The sequence below is a fragment of the Finegoldia sp. BIOML-A4 genome (assembly GCF_009679635.1).
GTDB classification, from domain to species: Bacteria; Bacillota; Clostridia; order Tissierellales; family Peptoniphilaceae; genus Finegoldia; species Finegoldia magna.
Genome location: NZ_WKZC01000001.1, coordinates 345,986 through 364,516 on the forward strand (window position 1 = coordinate 345,986; position 18,531 = coordinate 364,516).

Here is an 18,531-nt window from a genome sequence, read left to right on the forward strand (position 1 = left end):
CCTAAATGTATTTAATATATTTTATTCTCAATTTGTCTTTTTTTGTGCTTCCCAAATATTCTATAAGCCTGTATCGACCATATCCTCTTATTGAAACAAGAGAATTTTCTTCAACTGATTTGCTTGTATTGGATATTACTTCATAATTAAGCTTGATTTTCTTGTTTTTTATCATAATCTGAGCATCTTTCCTGGAAATATTTGCCATCTCAGAAACCAAGCAATCCAATCTTTCTGAATTAATAATTCCTGTAAATGATTTAAACATTTCTTCATCTTTTTCTATATTTCCTTCAATAATTGATGTCGAAATATTGAACTTTTTTATCTTCGTTAAATTCAAATTCAAAAATTTAATCATCGTATTTGTAGCGCAAAGATAAAATCTTTTATTATGTGTAAAAATATCTCCAATTTTCTCACGATTAATTCCTAAATTCAATACAGCCCCTAAAATATCTCTATGTGTTATTTCCTGATCAGTCTGTATTTCCAAAAGACCAATGTAATCGAACATATTGATATATTCTTCCGAGTAGCAATATCTATCCCACATTATAATAATCTTATTTTCACAATTTACAGGACAATTTGTAACCATATATCCTACATCAGTCTCTGCGTTCAATATTGATGTAGCATACTCTATTTCTTTTGGATTCATAAAATCAGTTCCATAAATAGTTTTTGTCCTTTTAACTGAAATAAGACTATCAATAAATCTATCGATAGTCTTTTTAATTTCTATATCTTGAATGTAATTTAATTCATAACTCATTTTAAACCAATCCTACTATTAACGATCCAATAATTTGAAGAAATATCAATGTGATTAATGGAGACCAGTCTATAATGCCTCTATCAAGTCCAAACATATTTAAAAATCTTTTCGCAGGATACATTATATAATCAGTAATCAAATAAATCGAATCGACTAAGGCATTGTCTCTGGATATGTGAACAAAAGACAATATAACTCTAATAAATATCGACCATTCTATTAGCTTCAAAATGGTTAAGAAAAAATTAACGATACTAAATCCATTTATCATAATTGGAAAAATCCATTATTTTTTGTGATTTGATCCTTAATCTTGCCGTCTATTTCTACTCCTTTTGGAACTAAAACAAAAATATCTTTAGTTACTTTTTGCATTTTACCATCAAGTGAATAAATAGCACCACTAACAAAATCAAATATTCTTTGTTTTACGTCTTTTTCAAGCATTTCAATATTTAATACAGCAACTTCGTTTTTTAATATAACATCAATAACTTTTGGTGCATCATCAAAACTGATAGGTTCGTGAATATTGATTTTAACTCTATTTAAAGGTTTTGATTCCACAGGTTTAGTTGTAGAATTATTCATGCTTACTATATTGTTTTTTGTTTCGTAATTTTGTTTTGGTTCATAATCGTTTGATTCAGCTTCAACATGATCTGAGTCATCATAGTAGTATTCATCATCGTAATATTCGTCGTAATCGTCTTCTACCCCTACTAATTTTTTAAATGAATTCATAAATGACATAATGTCCTCCTAATTGTAATTTCTTTTACCAAAAATAAAGCTTCCAACTCTTACCATATTGGATCCTTCTTCAAGCGCCACTTTGTAGTCGTGGCTCATTCCCATTGATAAGTATTTCATTTCTATATTTTTGTATTCTGTATTTTTTATTTTATCATAAATTTCTCTCATTTTCTTGAAAACCCATCTAATTTCTTCTGGATCTTCTGCAAATGGAGCAATGCTCATCAATCCTTTTACTTTTACAAACTCTGTTTTTTCTATTTCTTCAATAAAAGAATCCAAATCATCAAGATATAAACCAGATTTTTGCTCTTCTTCAGCAACATTTAATTGAATCAAGCAATCTTGTGGTTTATTAATTGCACGAGCTCTTTTTTCTATTTCTTTTAAAACACTCATTCTATCTAATGAATGAATCAAACAAGCTTTTCCTACAACATCTTTTACTTTATTAGATTGCAAGTGACCAATCATATGATAATTAACACAATCTTTTAATTCATCATATTTCCAGCTCATTTCTTGGGGCTTGTTTTCGCCAATATCAGTTACTCCACATTCAATAGCTTCTTTAATTCTGTCAATGTCCACAGTTTTTGTAACCGCAATAAGATGTGGTGTTTCTCCATGAGATGCAAATTTTTTCAAATTTTCATTAACTTCATTTAGATTGTCTTTTATACTCATTATTTTAAAAGTTCCCCCTCTTTAACAAACTTTGGATTTTTGACAATATAATCGTATAGCTCCAAAGTTTTTACTTTTCTGTTATTAACATCAATCTGTCCATCAGTGCCCGTTGAAACGTAGGCAAATTTATCGTCAGTTTTTAAAACTTTTACAGCTACAAATTTGATAATTCCTGTTTCTTTTTTGATGTAAACGCCTTGTGTAGAATCTTTCGTAATAATTGATTTTTTAGGTATTTTGAATACTTTTGTTTTTTTATCAATCACAGTTATAGGCATAAATCTTTTATTCATTAAATCATTAATACCATCACTCATATCGCATACTATTGTAATGATATTCCCATTTACTTTTATGTCTTTTATATGAGCTGAATAATCGTTTTTGTCAACATTGATTTCAATTTCGTCGTTATTTTTCAAATTTCTATTCAACTTAGAACTTTCCACATCAAATACCAACGATAAATTCATACTATCAACAACTGATAAACCTTGAGTAGTATAATTGTCATCAATATCTCTTAAATAAAAATCATTACCTAGAATACTTGAAGAGTTATATCCTACAAAGTTTTCATAGTTATCAATATTGTTTTTTAACACTCCACTAACTGTGGTCTTAACAGTAGATGATTTTGAGTTTAAAACTTGTTTCAATATCTCTAATTCTTTTTTAGAATGAAAATACTCTTCTTCTGTGATATTCTTTTTCTTATCATATTCAGACAAAAACTTATCATCAAAGTTTCTATTTCTTATAGAATTCGATAGTGTTTCAATATCTGTATCTTTTATCTCAAATTTACTTGTAGTCTTATCGCTGTGATTTATTTCCAAATCGTTCAATTTATCATCTATATATTTCGTACTCATTTGTAAGTTGATGTCTTTCGGTACGTTTATTACATTAGATCCCACAGGATATTTGACATTTTCAGCTGCTTTCGTATCCACATCATTTAAATAAATGTACTCATCTTTTAGAACAAGAGCATTTACATTTATTTCGTTTTTTATTTTGGAAATATCGTTCACAAGATATAGGTTTCGTTTGAATAAAAAACCTAATAAATTGTGAACAATAAATACTAATAATAAAACAGAAATAATTATTATAAAAATTTCTTTTTTGTTAAGTTTTTTCGTTTTCATAATCTGATTATATCATAGTATAATTTACATTCCAAAATTAATTATCGCTCTTTTTTCTCATCATAGAATTCGGTTGAAGTTTTTGATCAATCTTAATTTTAAAAATTTGTTGAGCCTTATTTGCCACTTCAATTTCATTCATTTTTTCGTCATACATTTTTTCAAGCTTTGTTGTAATAAACCCGTCTTCTGGACCAAAAATCTCTACTTCGTCCCCTTCGAAAACTCTATTTCTTTGTTCAAAAGTAGCAATTTTACTTTCTTCATCATAATCTAATAATAACCCTACAAAATCATATTTTCTAATATAAGAAGATGATTCGTACAATTGGTCATTTTCATCAGGTTTTTTTTCAAAAAATCCTGTAGTAAAATCTCTATAAGAAACTTTTTTAATCTCTTCTAAAAGTCTCTTCGCTGTTTGTTCATTAAATTCATTATTATAATACTTGTCAATGGCGATTCTATAGCTTCTAACTACCGTAGCTACATAATATTGACTCTTTACTCTACCTTCTATTTTCAAACTATCAATTCCTGCTGAAATTAATTTATCTAAGTGTTCAATCATACACAAATCTTTTGAATTGAAAATAAAAGTTCCTTTTTCATCTTCTTCGATTGGAAAATATTCTCCAGGTCTTTTTTCTTCAACAAGTCTGTACTTCCATCTACAAGCTTGTGCACAGTCCCCTCTGTTAGCATCTCTTCCTGTCATGTAGTTACTCAATAAACATCTTCCTGAATAAGACATACACATAGCTCCGTGTACAAAACATTCTAATTCAGAATCAGGAATGTTTTTCTTGATGTCTTGAATTTCTTTCAAAGATAATTCACGAGCTAACACAATTCTTTTGATTCCTTGATCCATCCAATATTTTACTGTTCTAAAATTTGTCACAGATGCTTGTGTTGACATGTGAACTTCAATATCTTGATTAATACTTCTAATAATAGAATAAATTCCAGGATCAGAAACAATCAAAGCATCTACATGTATATCGATTAGGCTTTGAATATATTCTTCAATGCCTTCCAAATCATCATTGTGGGCTAATATATTCATTGTTATATATATTTTCTTGCCCCTGCTATGAGCGTATTCCACTGCTTCTTTCATATCATCTAATGTGAAATTTTTAGATGCAGTTCTCAAACCATAGTCAGGGCCTGCCATATACACTGCATCTGCGCCATAATCAATGGCTGTTTTTAATTTATCTAAATCACCTGCTGGTGCTAATAATTCAACTTTTTTCATTTAATCTCCTCAAAAATAGTCGGAAATCATAGACTCCCGACTAATGCTATTTTAATTTAGTTATGCTCATTCCATCATCAATTGGAATTATAGTTGTATCATATTTTGAACTATCAGAAATAATTTCCAAAAATTCTCTTAATCTCTTAACGATTGTTATCTTTCTGTGTCTGTGTTCATAGAATTCTTTTTCGCATACCATCCCTCTGAACAAAACATTGTCGCATACAATAACGGAATTTTTGTTAGATAATCGAACTGCTTCTTCAAAATATTTTATATATTGTCCTTTCGCGGCATCGATAAATATCAAATCAAATTTTGTATTCATATTTTTCATAACTTCATATCCGTCACCAAATATCAATTCGATATCATCATAACCGTACTTTTTGAAGTTTTTTCTGGCAAAATTTGCATTTTTTTCATAATTTTCGACTGTAGTAATTTTTGCATCAGGACATGTTTTTTTCATAATAATCGAGCTGTAACCAATAGCTGTCCCTATTTCTAAAATAGATTTGGGTTGTTCCATCAGCAAAATCATCTTTAATAGCTGTCTAACTTCTGGTTCAACTATCGGTATATGATTGTTCTTAGCAAATTCTTCTAGTTCTAAAATAGTTTCATCGTTACTTTTTGATAGTTGTCTTAAATAATCTTGTAGTTGTTCATTTACAATGCTATTCATCTTCTAATTTTATGCCACCTTCTAATGCATCGTAGACATCTTTCAAAATCATAGAAAATCTTGCATCTGCTTGTAAATAAGCTGCTATATCGTGATTTGTCATGATAATATTTTGTAAGTTTTGAAGTTTTTGTACATCTTCAGGATTTTCTTTTCCTGTTTGTTGAATTTTTAATTGATACTCAAAAAGATGCTTTTTAAAATCATCTATCATATTTTTGTTAGTTTCATTCTTCTTATAAACTTCTTTATGAAGTTTTTTAAGCTCTTGAAACTCTTGAGAATTGTTCAACATTTGTGCTAATTCTTCAGCTTTTTTCTTATATTCCATATTATACCTCCATTATTACTGGCAATATCATTGGATTTCTCTTAATTTCTTGATACAAGAATTTCTTTAGTGTTTCTCTTATATTGTGTTTAAGAGTAGACCAGTCATATATATTTTTTGTATAACATTCATCTAGGACTTTTTGGACAACAGATTTGCAATCTTCCATTAAATCATTATTTTCTTTAACATATACAAATCCTCTTGAAATGATGTCAGGACCAGCTATAACTTCTTTATTTCTAGCATCTAAAGTAATTACTACAACTATTAGTCCATCTTCTGATAAATGTCTTCTATCTCGTAATACAACATTTCCTACATCGCCTACTCCAAGTCCATCTACTAAAATATTACTTGCAAATTTAGTGTCAACAAGGTTAATACTTTTTCTTGTAAATTCTATAGTATTACCATTATCAGCGATAACTATATCTTTTTCTTTCATTCCAAGATCAAGTGCTAAATTCGCATGACATTTCAAATGTCTCATTTCACCATGAAGTGGAACGAAAAATTTAGGTCTAACTAACGAATGCATCAACTTTAATTCTTCTTGACAAGCGTGTCCACTTACGTGCACATCAGCCAATGAAGAATAAATAACTTTTACTCCCATTTCCATTAATTTATTGATAACTGAGCTAACTTGATTATCATTTCCTGGAATTGGTGTTGCAGATAAAATAACAGTATCTGTTGGATCCAGATGGACTTTTCTATGAGTTCCATTAGCCATTCTTGTCATTGCACTCATAGGCTCCCCTTGAGAACCAGTTGTTAGAAGAACTATTTCGTTTGGACGGTACCTATTGATATCATTTATATCAATAATAGTTTTTTCATTAACTTTAATGTATCCCAACTCACGAGCTACATTAACAGTGTTGATCATTGATCTGCCCGAAAGCGCCACTCTCTTATTGAAATGTTCAGCTGCTGAAATAACTTGTTGAATTCTGTGAACATTAGACGCAAAAGTAGCTACAATTATTCTAGCAGGTGCATCATCAAATAAATTTATAAATGTTTTTCCAACGCTTTTTTCGCTTAAAGTATAGCCTTGTCTTTCAACATTTGTACTATCAGCAAAAAGTGCAAGGACACCCTTGTTTCCAATGGCAGCAATTCTACCAAAATCCATTCTATTGTTATCAATTGGAGTGTAGTCAATTTTAAAATCACCAGTAAAGAACAAAACTCCCACAGGAGTTGTTATAGATAAACTTGCAGCATCAGGAATTGAGTGACATACTTTTACAAATTCTACGCTAAATGCTCCAAGTTTTATTGATTTCTTATAATCAACTGTGTGAAGTGACTTCAAACTTAACTTGTGCTCCAATATTTTGTTTTCTAAAAGTCCCATTGTAAGTTTTGTACCATAAACAGGAACGTCTAATTTTTTTAATACATAAGGAATTGCCCCGATATGATCTTCGTGACCGTGAGTAATTACAATGCCTCTGATTTTTTCCTTGTTTTTTTCTAGATAAGAAATATCTGGGATTACTATATCAACTCCCAACATTTCTTCATCTGGAAATGTCATTCCACAATCCACAACAATAATATCATCTTTGTATTCAATTACTGTCATGTTCTTTCCTATTTCGTTAAGTCCTCCTAGTGGAATAACTTTTAATTTATCAATATTCTTTTTTGCCATTTATTTCTCCTCATTTTTAATTTTTTCTTGGCAATCAGAACATATTCCATAAAACTTTAAATCGTGATTTTGGATATCGAAGTTGTAATCTTTGCTGATTTGCTTTTCGATATCTTCCAATAAATCGTATTTTACTTCGTCAACTTTACCACAATTTGTGCATATTATATGGTGATGATGGTGGTCTTCATCCTCATCAACCAATTCATATCTATATCTTTTATCATCAAAATCTAACTTGTAAACCAAGTTAAGTTCTTCAAAAATTAATAAAGTTCTATAAACCGTAGCTATACCAATTTCCGGATCTTTTTTGCTTACTATTTCGTTCAATTCTTCCGGAGATAGGTGTGAATCCATATTTTCTAACAATGCTTCAAAAATTACTTCTCTTTGCTTAGTAACTTTGTATCCGGCATTGATTAGCCTAGTTTTCAATGTTTCTATGTTCATTATTGCTCCTTTTGTGAATTCATTAGATCTTCGTATATTTCGATAGCATCGTTTAATTCTTGTTCATTTTCTAATCCAATAAATTCAACTTGTTCATCATTTTCAATATATTTCAAAATAACATTCTCACCATTTGATACATCTTCTAATACGCAATAATTATCATCGTCCATACCAAATGTATTGATTATTTTAAATTCTTTTTCATTGTTGTTTTCATCGTATAATTTTATAGTTTCCATAATTATCTTCCCATATCCAAATAAGTTTGCAGAATATAAGTAGCTGCAACACTATCAATTACATCTTTCCTTTTTTTTCTTGAGACATTTTGTTCTATCAGAACTCTTGTAGCACTAACAGTTGTTAGTCTCTCGTCAACATATTCAATATCTAGATCAGTGTGTTTTCTTAGTTCTTTTACAAATGTTTTAACTTTTTTTGCTTGAGGGCCAATAGTATTATTCATATTTTTAGGTAGACCTACTATAATTTTACTGACTTCCTTTTCTTTAATTATATCATTTATGATTTCTATGTCTTCAATCTTGCTTTTTCTATTAATAGTCATCAAAGATTGGGCAGTCAATAAGAATGGATCACTTATGGCGATACCAATAGTTCTATCTCCCACATCAAGTCCAATATATCTTTCCATAATTATTTACATATTTTGAGAGCTGTTACAAGTAACAGCTCTACATTATCCTTTATTTATCTATTTCGTTCAAATAAACTTCTAACATTTCTCCCAATAAATCATCTCGATCTATTTGTCTAATCAAATTTCTCGCATTATTAAAGCTTGTAATGTAAGTAGGATCACCTGATAATATATATCCAATAATTTGATTTTTAGGATCATATCCTTTTTCCTCTAAAGCTTGGTAAACTTTCTTCAAAGTTTCCTTTATTGATTTCTGTTCAAGTTTTGATGCTTCAAATCTAACCGTATGGTTTAAATCCTTACCTTCCATTTTTTGCCTCCTTTAAGCATTAATTTTTGATCTTACTGTTTCAATTCCCTTTTGTAGTGCTTCATCAACTTTAGAGTTATCTTTTGCACCAGCTTGTGCAAAATCTTTACGTCCGCCGCCATTTCCACCGCATACTTTGGCAACTTCTCTTACAATGTCCCCAGCAAATACACCTTTCTTAACTGCTAAGTCCGTAACTAAAGTTATAAATGATACTTTTGATTCATCTGAATTAGCTAGTATTACAACACCATCTTCTAATTTTGATTTAATATTTTCTCCAAAATCTCTAAAAGAATTATTGTCCAACCCACTTAACTCAAATATACAAACTTTTGTGCCGTCAATGTCTACAGCATCCTCAATAACTGAATCAATATTTGAAGATAAATCCTTATTTGTTATATCTTTAAGTTTTTTCTTCAATTCTTTAATTTCTTCAGTGTTCATTTCAATTCTTCTTGTGATTTCATCTTCATTAGTTGCCTTTAACGAATGCTTAACAATATCAATCAAACTATCTCTATCTTTTAAATATTTGTATACTGCGCGACCAGTAATTGCTTCAATTCTTCTGACACCTGCAGCTACACTTGATTCAGAAAGTATTTTCAACATTTGAATGTCACTTGTTGTCTTAACGTGAGTTCCTCCACATAATTCTTTAGAATAATCTCCCATTTGAACAACCCTTACAACATCTTGATACTTATCTTCAAAAAGACCTCTAGCTCCAATTGATTGAGATTGTTCTAATGACATTTCATCAATTTTTACAGGAATACCTAAAGCTATTTTTTCATTGACAATTTGTTCAACTTTTTCTAATTGTTCTTTAGTAACTGCTTCAAAATGTGTAATATCAAATCTTAATCTTTCTCCATCAACATAAGAACCTGCTTGATTAACGTGATCTCCTACAACATCCTTTAATGCTTGATGCAATAAGTGTGTAGCGGAGTGATTTTTCATAATATCTCTTCTATTAAGTTCATCCACTTCGATTGTAACTTTATCGCCTACATTTAAGCTTCCTTCGATAACTTTTACGTAATGCAAGAATACTTTCTTTCCAGTTTTTTTCGTGTCATAAACTTCAGCTTTGAAATTACCGTTATAGATAATTCCCTTATCACCTACTTGACCTCCACCTTCTCCATAGAAAGTTGTACGGTCTAATACTATTATACCCATATCTTCAGCATTTAAATTATTATCATTTTCACCGTAGATTTCGATAACTTCACTTTCATCTTTTAAAGAATAATATCCATCAAATTTTGTTTCAGGAAGTCCTTCGCCATATTTTTTGTCAGAAGACCAACCCATGTTAGATTCATTTCTTGATCCTCTAGCTCTTTGTTTTTGTTCTTCCATTAATTTTTTGAATTCACCTTCATCTACAGTTTTGTTGACTTCACCAACCAATTCCTTAGTTAAATCTATAGGGAATCCATAAGTGTCATATAATTTAAATGCATTTTCTCCACTGAACACATCTGAGTCAGTTTCTTTTAGCATAGAATCCAAAATACTCAAACCTAAATCCAAAGTTTCTTGGAATTTCTTTTCTTCAGCATTAGCTATTTTTACAATTCTATCTCTTTCTTCTTTTAATTCAGGATATCCAGATTCATAAACTTTAATGCAAGAATCTATAACTTTTTCTATAAAACTGTCGTTTATTCCCAACAATTTTCCGTGTCTACAAGCTCTTCTTATAAGTCTTCTTAGTACATATCCTCTTTGCTCATTGCTTGGAATAACACCATCATATATTAAAAATGTCATGGCACGTACGTGGTCAGCAATAATTCTGATTGAAACGTCGTTTTGATGATTTTCTTTGTATTTTACGCCTGAAATTTCTTCAATAGTTTTGATTATATCTTTTACAAGTCCAATTTCAAAAATATTATCAGCATTTTCCAAAACCATTGTAATTCTTTCAAGACCCATACCAGTATCTATGTTTGGATGAGCAATTCTTTCGTATTTTCCGTCAGCAGTTTTGTTAAATTGTGTGAATACCAAATTCCATACTTCCAAGAATCTTTCGCCCTCATCACCAGGTTTTGCATCTTCTCTAGGGTCAAATTCAAATCCTCTGTCTACGTGAATTTCAGAACATGGTCCACAAGGTCCTTGATCTAATTCCCAGAAGTTATCAGCTTTTCCTAATTTAACAACTCTTTCTGGACTTACTCCTACTTCATTTACCCAAATATTATAAGCTTCTTCGTCTTCTTCATATACAGTTATCCACAATATATCTTTTGGAACTTCTAATTCATTTGTTAAAAAGTCCCAAGCCCATGTAATGGCTTCTTTTTTAAAATAATCTCCAAAAGAGAAATTACCAAGCATTTCAAAAAATGTACCATGTCTTTGAGTCTTTCCTACTTCGTCAATATCTGCTGTTCTGATACATCTTTGTGAAGATGTTGCCCTGTCTTTTTTTAATTTTTTCTCACCTGTAAAATACTTTTTCAAAGGTGCCATTCCAGCATTTATAAGTAAAAGACTTTTATCATCTTGTGGTATAAGAGGAAATGATTTGATAACAAGATGTCCTCTTTCCCCAAAATAATCTAAGAATTTTTTTCTAATTTCATTTAAACCGTAATCTTTCATTATAACCTCACTAATTTTTAAAAAACATTTTAATCTTATCTTTAAAATGTAAATATAATATTTTAACTGTAGCAACGAATGGAACTGAAAGAATCATACCTACAACTCCAAACATTCCTCCACCTATAATCAAACTAACAATTACTAACAATGGATTAATTCCAATTTTTGAACCTAATAATTTAGGAGCTAGAATATTATTTTCAACCCATTGAATAGAAACGAACACAATTACTACAACTACTGCTTTTAATGGACTGTCCAAAAAAGCCAAAATAAAAGCTGGAGTAACCGCTATAAAAGGACCAATATATGGAATAATATCGCCTACCATAGTAAGTATTCCAATTATAATTGCAAAATCGACTTTCATAATGATTAAGGCAATCGCAGTCAATACTCCCACAAAAATCGCCATAATCAATCTGCCGCGAATAAATTCACTGTAAGCTTTATCCATATCAGAACATATATTAAAAAATTTATCTTTATTCTCATTTGGTATGAATCCCATTATAAAGTCAATGCATTTTTCTTTATCTAAAAGCATATAAAAGCTTACAACTGGAACTAAAACAATTCTAAGTAAATTACTAAATATATTTCCCGTAACATTTCCTGTTTGGGATAATTTGTCCAATATTGAAGTTTGGATAGTTCCAAGCTTTTGATTAATTGTTTGCATTGCGTTGGACATAATTTTGCTAACATTCGGATATTCCTTAAATATTTTATTGTTAAGAGCATTTAATTTCACAGATATATCCGACATAAAGCCAGGTAAGCTTATTATCATTTTTTTAATTTGTTGTATAGTTTGTGGAACAACAATCATCCCCAATAAAATAATCAAAAGGATTACTATAACGTAAATGATTAAAATAGCTATTGACCTTTTAACTCCTTTGTTTTCAATATGTTTTACCAAAGGATTTATAATATATGAAAGCACTATTCCTATCAATAAAGTATTAATTGTATGATATATGATTGGATATTTTGAAAATAAAGCTGCAATTCCTAGCAATATAAGTATTAATATGGTAGTCTTTTTTATTTTATGAAAATTAAATACAATTTTGTATTTTTCGTCTACTTTACTATTTCCCACAGTAATTAGAAAATAAGTTCCAAAAACCATGAAAATAATAGTTATAAATATTAAAGCGTTACGCAAAAATTCAGAACTAATAAGCATATCTATTTCTCTTTGCTAATTAAATCTTGCAAACTCACGTTTTTAATGCTGTTAATCATATCATCGTGCATTTGAGTCCAAATAAGCCTAGATGGACAAGTGTCTTCTCTTGAACAAAGTCCGGAAACTGCAGAACATTCTGTCACTCCAAAAAATTCTTCTAAACACTCCAAAATTTCAGCTACTGAAATTTCTTTTGGAGATTTTTTCAATAAATAACCGCCTTGTACACCTCTAACTGAAATCACTAAATCTTGTTTTTTCAATTCTCGTATAAGTTGTTCTAAATAATTATTACTCAGTCCTGTGGCTTTAGATATTTCATTCAAACTAACTGGATTATCTCCATATTTTTTGCCTAAATATATCATAGCCGCAAGTCCATATCTTCCTCTCGTAGATAATCTCATAAGCCCTCCTATTTATGATAAATTTTATCATAGTAAAATAGTTGTGTAAATATCCTATTGCAATAATAATAGTAGATTAAGAAAACTCAATCTACTATTACCAAAATTATTTTACAATTATATTAAAAATTCTACCTTTTACATAAATTTTCTTAACTACGTTTTTGCCTTCAAGATATTTTGCTACAACATCATCTGCAATAGCTTTTTCAAAAACTTCATCTTCAGAAGCATCTCTAGATATCTCTACAGTTGCTCTTAGCTTACCATTTACTTGGATAGGAAGCTCTATTACATCCAAAATAGTTTTCGATTCGTCATATTCTGGCCAACTAGCTTCGTGAACATATCCTTCATATCCCATTCTTTGCCAAATTTCTTCTGTGATATGAGGACAAACTGGATTTAATAATATCAAGAATATCTTGAATTGTTCTTCGGAAATTTTATCTAAGTTGTTGAATTCATTCAATAATGTCATAAGTTGAGCGATTGCTGTATTAAATTTCAAGTTTTCATAATCTTCTGAAACTTTTTTAATAGTTTGATGAACCAAAGTTTCCATTTTTTCAAAATTAGAATCTCCATCAACTAATTCTTGCGTTCTCCAAACTTTATCCAAGAATTTTCTGCAACCTTTAACACCATTTTCAGACCAAGGAGCTGATTTTTCAAAATCTCCAATGAACATTTCATAGCATCTCAAAGTATCTGCACCAAAATCTCTGACGATATCATCCGGATTTACAACATTACCACGAGACTTACTCATTTTTTCATTGTTGTCGCCTAAAATCATTCCATGGCTAGTTCTCTTCATATATGGTTCTTTTGTAGGAACTACTCCAATATCATACAAGAATTTGTGCCAAAATCTTGAATACAATAAGTGAAGTGTAGTGTGTTCCATTCCACCGTTATACCAGTCAACTGGAACATAATAGTCCAAGTTTTCTTTACTTGCTATCGCTTCGTCGTTGTGTGGATCAGTATATCTCAAATAATACCAAGAAGATCCTGCCCATTGTGGCATAGTATCAGTTTCTCTGACAGCATCTCTACCGCATTTTGGACATTTTGTATGAACAAATTCATCTATATTAGATAGTGGTGATTCTCCATTATCTGTAGGTTCATAATTATCAACCTTAGGCAATACTAGTGGTAAATCTTTTTCTTCCAATGGAACCCATCCACAATGTTCACAGTAAACCAATGGAATTGGTTCTCCCCAATATCTTTGTCTAGAAAATACCCAGTCTCTTAATTTATAATTTGTTTTCTTGTGACCTATTTCTTTTTCTTCAATGTATTCATACATTTTTTGTTTTGCTTCGTCTACACTCAAACCATTTAAAAACTCAGAATTAATAAGATTTCCTTCATTAGTTTCAGTGAATGCAGAATTTTCTATGTTGGATCCTTCAATTACAGGAATCATTTCAATGTTGAATTTTTTAGCAAATTCGTAGTCTCTGTCATCGTGAGCAGGAACTGCCATAATAGCACCTGTTCCATAAGTCATCAATACATAATCTGATACATAAACAGGAATTTCTTTGTTAGTCAAAGGATTAATCGCTGTTAATCCATCAATTTTGTATCCTGTTTTTTCTTTAGATAAATCTGTTCTTTCCAATTCGGATTTCTTAGCAACTTCTTGTCTGTAACTTCTGATTTCTTCGATGTTTTTAATTCTATCACTATATTTTTCAATCAAAGGATGATCAACTGAAATAACCATATAAGTTGCACCAAATATAGTATCTGCTCTTGTTGTAAAAACAGTAATTTTTTCGTCAACTTCTTTTATTGAAAAATTAATTTCTGCACCGTATGATCTTCCAATCCAGTTGATTTGTTGCGATTTTATTCTATCCAAATAATCGACATCTTTTAAATCATCTATAAGTCTATCAGCGTATTCAGTAATCTTAAGCATCCATTGATTCTTAACTTTTCTGATTACTTCACCGCCACATCTTTCGCAGTGACCGTTAATTACTTCTTCATTTGCAAGTCCTGTTTTACATGAAGGACACCAGTTAATTGGCATTTCCTTTTTGTAAGCAAGTCCTTTTTTAAACATTTGGATGAAAATCCATTGAGTCCATTTATAGTAGTCTGGGTCTGTTGTATTTATTTCTCTGTCCCAATCAAAAGAAAAACCTATTGATTGCATTTGTCTTTTGAAGTTTTTGATGTTGTTTTCAGTAACAATTTCTGGTCTTATTTTATTTTTAATAGCAAAGTTTTCTGTAGGAAGTCCAAATGCATCCCAACCCATTGGATACAAAACATTATATCCTTGCATTCTTCTTTTTCTTGAAACGATGTCCAATGCAGTGTATGGTCTTGGATGACCTACGTGTAGTCCTTGTCCAGAAGGATAAGGAAACTCTACCAATGCGTAGAATTTTTCTTTTGACTTGTCATCAGAAGTCTTGAAAGTTTTGTTTTCTTCCCAAAATTTTTGCCACTTTTTCTCAATTGAATTCGGATTATATCTATCCATTTTTACCTCCAAATAATAAAAAATTCGCCTCTTACATAGAAGAGACGAAATAAAATTCCGCGGTACCACTCTTATTGGTTAATCCCACTCAAATCTTTAACGCAGATATACGAATATTCTATTAATAAACAAGTTCAATAATCTCAAATATTGATTCACACCAACCATCAATTCTCTGAAAATTTTTAATTATTTACTACTTTTATTCAAATATTATTATAAAAACTTATTACTATGATATCACATCACAGAATTAAATTCAATATTAGTATTCACAATGTCCAACAGTTCTTGGGAATGGAATGACATCTCTTATGTTTGACATTCCTGTCATATACATTACCATTCTTTCGAAACCTAATCCAAATCCACCGTGCTTAACTCCACCGTATTTTCTTAAATCAAGATACCATTTGTATTCTTCTTTGTTGAATCCTAATTCATCCATTTTCTTATCTAACAATTCGTATCTTTCTTCCCTTTGGCTTCCACCAATTAATTCACCAATTCCTGGAACTAAAAGGTCTGTTGCTGCAACTGTTTTGTTGTCGTCGTTAAGTCTCATGTAGAATGCCTTGATTTCTTTTGGATAATCAGTAACAAATACCGGCCCGTCAACAACTTTTTCACTCAAATATTTTTCGTGTTCTGTTTGTAAATCCATTCCCCATTCAACAGGATATTCAAATTTTTCTCCTGATTTTTGTAAAATTTCAACAGCTTCAGTATAAGTTAATTTTTTGAATGATTTATTGGCAACTTTTGTTAATCTTTCAATTAAGTTCTTGTCTACAAAACTGTTGAAGAATTTTATTTCTTCTTCACAATTTTCCATAACATCTTTTATGATATATCTAACCATATCTTCAGCCAAATTGCATACATCATCCAAATCAGCAAAACATATTTCAGGTTCCATCATCCAGAACTCTGCAGCATGTCTAGGAGTATTAGAGTGTTCACTTCTGAAAGTTGGTCCAAATGTATACACATTTCTAAATGCTAATGCGTAAGCTTCTGCTTGTAATTGACCACTTACAGTTAAGTTAGTAGATTTTGAGAAGAAATCTTGTGAAAAATCAACATTTCCATCGTCATCTTTTGGGATATTATCCAAATCTAATGTTGTAACTCTGAACATTTCTCCAGCGCCTTCAGCATCACTACCGGTTATTATTGGAGTATGAACATATACAAATCCTCTTTCATTAAAGAATTTATGAATAGCAAATGCTAATCTACTTCTAACTCTAAATACAGCATTAAATGTATTTGTTCTTGGTCTTAAATGTAATATTGTTCTCAAAAATTCAAAAGTATGTCTCTTCTTTTGAAGTGGATAATCATCTGTAGATTCCCCTTCAACTATAATTTTTTCTGCTTGAATTTCAAAAGGTTGTTTAGAATTTGGAGTCAAAACTAATTTACCAATAACAATAATTGCTGAGCTTAATTTTAACTTTTCACACTTTTCAAAATCTTCATTATCTTTTCCTACTACTATTTGAACTGGATTGAAGAAAGTTCCATCGTTTAGTTCAATAAAACCAACATTCTTACTGAATCTTGAGTTTTTAGTCCAACCTCCAACTTCAACTTCTTTGTCAGAATACTTTTCGTAATCTTTAATCAAATCTTTAATTAATATCATTCTTTACTCCTCGTTTTTTTATATATTTTGCTTTCATGTCCAATATCTTTTGGATCGTAATATTTTTGATTTTTTAATTCGTCTGGTAAATATTGTTGATACGAATCATCATTATGTGGATATTTGTATCCAATCCCTCTGTCCAATGATTTTGCTCCACTATAGTGCGCATCTTTTAAATGACTAGGAACATCGTAAATCTTATTTTGTCGAATATCTTCCAAAGCCTTGTCAATTGCGACATAAGACGTATTAGATTTCTCACTAGATGCAAGATAAATTACACCATTCGATAAATTTATCCTACATTCTGGTAACCCTATTAAATTAACTGCATTGAACACATTAATAGCGACAGTCAAAGCTTCTGGATTTGCTAGTCCAATATCTTCTGATGCAAAAATCACCATTCTTCTAGCAATAAATTTAGGATCTTCTCCACTTTCAATCATTCTTGCTAAGTAATACAAAGCTGCGTCAATATCAGAACCTCTCATAGATTTAATGAATGCCGATATAACATTATAGTGATCTTCTTCTTTGTCATATTTCAACACAGGTTTAAATACCGAATTTTTTATCGCATCTTCATCTATGATTAAACATCCATTAACTAAATCTGAGCTTTCGACTGCAATTTCCAAAGCATTCAAGGCACTTCTTGCATCTCCATTTGCAGAATTGACAAGAACATCAATTGCTTTTTCATCAAATTGAATGTTCATTTCTCTAAGCTTTTTATCTTCTGTAAGCGCATTTTCTATGATATTTCTAATATCTGTATCAGTCAACGGTTTCAACTCGATAATTTGACATCTAGATAAAAGAGCCTTGTTAACTTCAAAGAATGGATTTTCTGTAGTAGCGCCTATCAGTGTAATTGTACCGTCTTCAACATATCCAAGCAATGCATCTTGTTGCGATTTATTAAATCTGTGAATTTCGTCTATAAACAAAACGGTTTTTTTATTATACATACTCAAATTATTTTTAGCTGTTGAAATGACTTCTCTAATATCTTTAACTCCACTAGAAATAGCAGATAATCTTTCGAACAACGAATTAGTTTGGTTCGAAATTATTTCTGCCAAGGTTGTTTTTCCAGTTCCGGGAGGCCCATAAAAAATCATGGAAGGAATTTTATCAGCCTTTATCAACCTATTCAAAAGCTTTCCTTCTCCAACCACATGGGATTGCCCAAAATATTTATCCAAACTTTTAGGTCTGAGTCTATTTGCTAACGGCGAACTATTTTCTTTTTGTAATTGTAAATTATATTCAAATAAATCCAAAATATTTCCCCTTTAACATTTATTTTATTTATATCTTACCACAAAAACTAAATATCGTTAAATAA

Annotated in this window: 19 protein-coding genes and 1 other annotated feature; all 19 genes read right to left on the minus strand. The window is 30.3% G+C overall.

Features of this window, described 5'->3' with window-relative positions; translation table 11 throughout:
• Position 1: 1 nt before the first annotated feature.
• The 19 genes from GKG01_RS01610 to GKG01_RS01700 all read right to left on the minus strand — a co-directional run bounded on the left by GKG01_RS01610 (position 2) and on the right by GKG01_RS01700 (position 18,466).
• On the minus strand, positions 2 to 778 hold the full coding sequence (locus GKG01_RS01610; protein WP_154271164.1) for a YlmH/Sll1252 family protein: 777 nt from the start codon (positions 776 to 778) through the stop codon (positions 2 to 4).
• Between the two features lies 1 nt (position 779).
• Complete coding sequence (locus GKG01_RS01615) at positions 780 to 1,052, minus strand: YggT family protein (RefSeq protein WP_094207041.1); 273 nt, start codon at positions 1,050 to 1,052, stop codon at positions 780 to 782.
• The gene (locus GKG01_RS01620) at positions 1,049 to 1,534 is read right to left on the minus strand and encodes a cell division protein SepF (protein ID WP_094203538.1); all 486 of its coding nucleotides are present in this window, start codon (positions 1,532 to 1,534) and stop codon (positions 1,049 to 1,051) included. Before GKG01_RS01620 ends, GKG01_RS01615 begins: the two co-directional genes overlap by 4 nt.
• Before the next feature lie 9 nt (positions 1,535 to 1,543).
• The gene (locus GKG01_RS01625; RefSeq protein ID WP_094207040.1) at positions 1,544 to 2,224 is read right to left on the minus strand and encodes a YggS family pyridoxal phosphate-dependent enzyme; all 681 of its coding nucleotides are present in this window, start codon (positions 2,222 to 2,224) and stop codon (positions 1,544 to 1,546) included.
• Positions 2,224 to 3,381 carry an HlyD family efflux transporter periplasmic adaptor subunit gene (locus GKG01_RS01630; RefSeq protein WP_154271165.1) on the minus strand — a complete coding sequence of 386 codons (1,158 nt, stop codon included), beginning with the start codon at positions 3,379 to 3,381 and terminating at the stop codon, positions 2,224 to 2,226. The genes GKG01_RS01625 and GKG01_RS01630 overlap by 1 nt, the downstream gene beginning before the upstream one ends.
• A 37-nt stretch (positions 3,382 to 3,418) precedes the next feature.
• Positions 3,419 to 4,645 carry a U32 family peptidase gene (locus GKG01_RS01635; RefSeq protein ID WP_154271166.1) on the minus strand — a complete coding sequence of 409 codons (1,227 nt, stop codon included), beginning with the start codon at positions 4,643 to 4,645 and terminating at the stop codon, positions 3,419 to 3,421.
• Positions 4,646 to 4,691: 46 nt separating this feature from the next.
• Positions 4,692 to 5,336 carry an O-methyltransferase gene (locus GKG01_RS01640; RefSeq protein WP_094207037.1) on the minus strand — a complete coding sequence of 215 codons (645 nt, stop codon included), beginning with the start codon at positions 5,334 to 5,336 and terminating at the stop codon, positions 4,692 to 4,694.
• On the minus strand, positions 5,329 to 5,667 hold the full coding sequence (locus GKG01_RS01645; RefSeq protein WP_094207036.1) for a YlbF family regulator: 339 nt from the start codon (positions 5,665 to 5,667) through the stop codon (positions 5,329 to 5,331). Before GKG01_RS01645 ends, GKG01_RS01640 begins: the two co-directional genes overlap by 8 nt.
• 1 nt (position 5,668) lies before the next feature.
• Entirely contained in the window at positions 5,669 to 7,336 is a 1,668-nt protein-coding gene (locus GKG01_RS01650; protein WP_002836243.1) for a ribonuclease J, read from the minus strand.
• Positions 7,337 to 7,789, minus strand: coding sequence for a Fur family transcriptional regulator (locus GKG01_RS01655; RefSeq protein ID WP_094203531.1), 453 nt, complete (start codon positions 7,787 to 7,789; stop codon positions 7,337 to 7,339).
• Positions 7,789 to 8,031: a DUF1292 domain-containing protein gene (locus GKG01_RS01660; protein WP_094203530.1), complete on the minus strand. Its 243-nt coding sequence runs from the start codon at positions 8,029 to 8,031 to the stop codon at positions 7,789 to 7,791. The genes GKG01_RS01655 and GKG01_RS01660 overlap by 1 nt, the downstream gene beginning before the upstream one ends.
• A gap of 2 nt (positions 8,032 to 8,033) precedes the next feature.
• Complete coding sequence (gene ruvX / locus GKG01_RS01665) at positions 8,034 to 8,447, minus strand: Holliday junction resolvase RuvX (RefSeq protein ID WP_154271167.1); 414 nt, start codon at positions 8,445 to 8,447, stop codon at positions 8,034 to 8,036.
• Positions 8,448 to 8,499: 52 nt separating this feature from the next.
• Complete coding sequence (locus tag GKG01_RS01670; protein ID WP_094205556.1) at positions 8,500 to 8,766, minus strand: IreB family regulatory phosphoprotein; 267 nt, start codon at positions 8,764 to 8,766, stop codon at positions 8,500 to 8,502.
• A 12-nt stretch (positions 8,767 to 8,778) separates the two neighbouring features.
• A complete protein-coding gene (alaS, locus tag GKG01_RS01675; RefSeq protein ID WP_154271168.1) occupies positions 8,779 to 11,400 on the minus strand; it encodes an alanine--tRNA ligase in 2,622 nt (873 codons plus the stop codon).
• 10 nt (positions 11,401 to 11,410) lie between these two features.
• The gene (locus tag GKG01_RS01680) at positions 11,411 to 12,598 is read right to left on the minus strand and encodes an AI-2E family transporter (RefSeq protein ID WP_154271169.1); all 1,188 of its coding nucleotides are present in this window, start codon (positions 12,596 to 12,598) and stop codon (positions 11,411 to 11,413) included.
• Between the two features lie 2 nt (positions 12,599 to 12,600).
• Positions 12,601 to 13,008: an Rrf2 family transcriptional regulator gene (locus tag GKG01_RS01685; protein ID WP_154271170.1), complete on the minus strand. Its 408-nt coding sequence runs from the start codon at positions 13,006 to 13,008 to the stop codon at positions 12,601 to 12,603.
• Between the two features lie 106 nt (positions 13,009 to 13,114).
• Positions 13,115 to 15,523: a leucine--tRNA ligase gene (leuS, locus tag GKG01_RS01690; RefSeq protein WP_154271171.1), complete on the minus strand. Its 2,409-nt coding sequence runs from the start codon at positions 15,521 to 15,523 to the stop codon at positions 13,115 to 13,117.
• Between the two features lie 37 nt (positions 15,524 to 15,560).
• Positions 15,561 to 15,741: a binding site (T-box leader), on the minus strand.
• 47 nt (positions 15,742 to 15,788) lie between these two features.
• Positions 15,789 to 17,174 carry an asparagine--tRNA ligase gene (asnS, locus tag GKG01_RS01695; protein ID WP_154271172.1) on the minus strand — a complete coding sequence of 462 codons (1,386 nt, stop codon included), beginning with the start codon at positions 17,172 to 17,174 and terminating at the stop codon, positions 15,789 to 15,791.
• Positions 17,171 to 18,466 (minus strand): replication-associated recombination protein A, encoded by a 1,296-nt coding sequence (locus GKG01_RS01700; protein WP_094207030.1) that lies wholly within the window; start codon positions 18,464 to 18,466, stop codon positions 17,171 to 17,173. The genes asnS and GKG01_RS01700 overlap by 4 nt, the downstream gene beginning before the upstream one ends.
• Between the last annotated feature and the right edge of the window lie 65 nt (positions 18,467 to 18,531).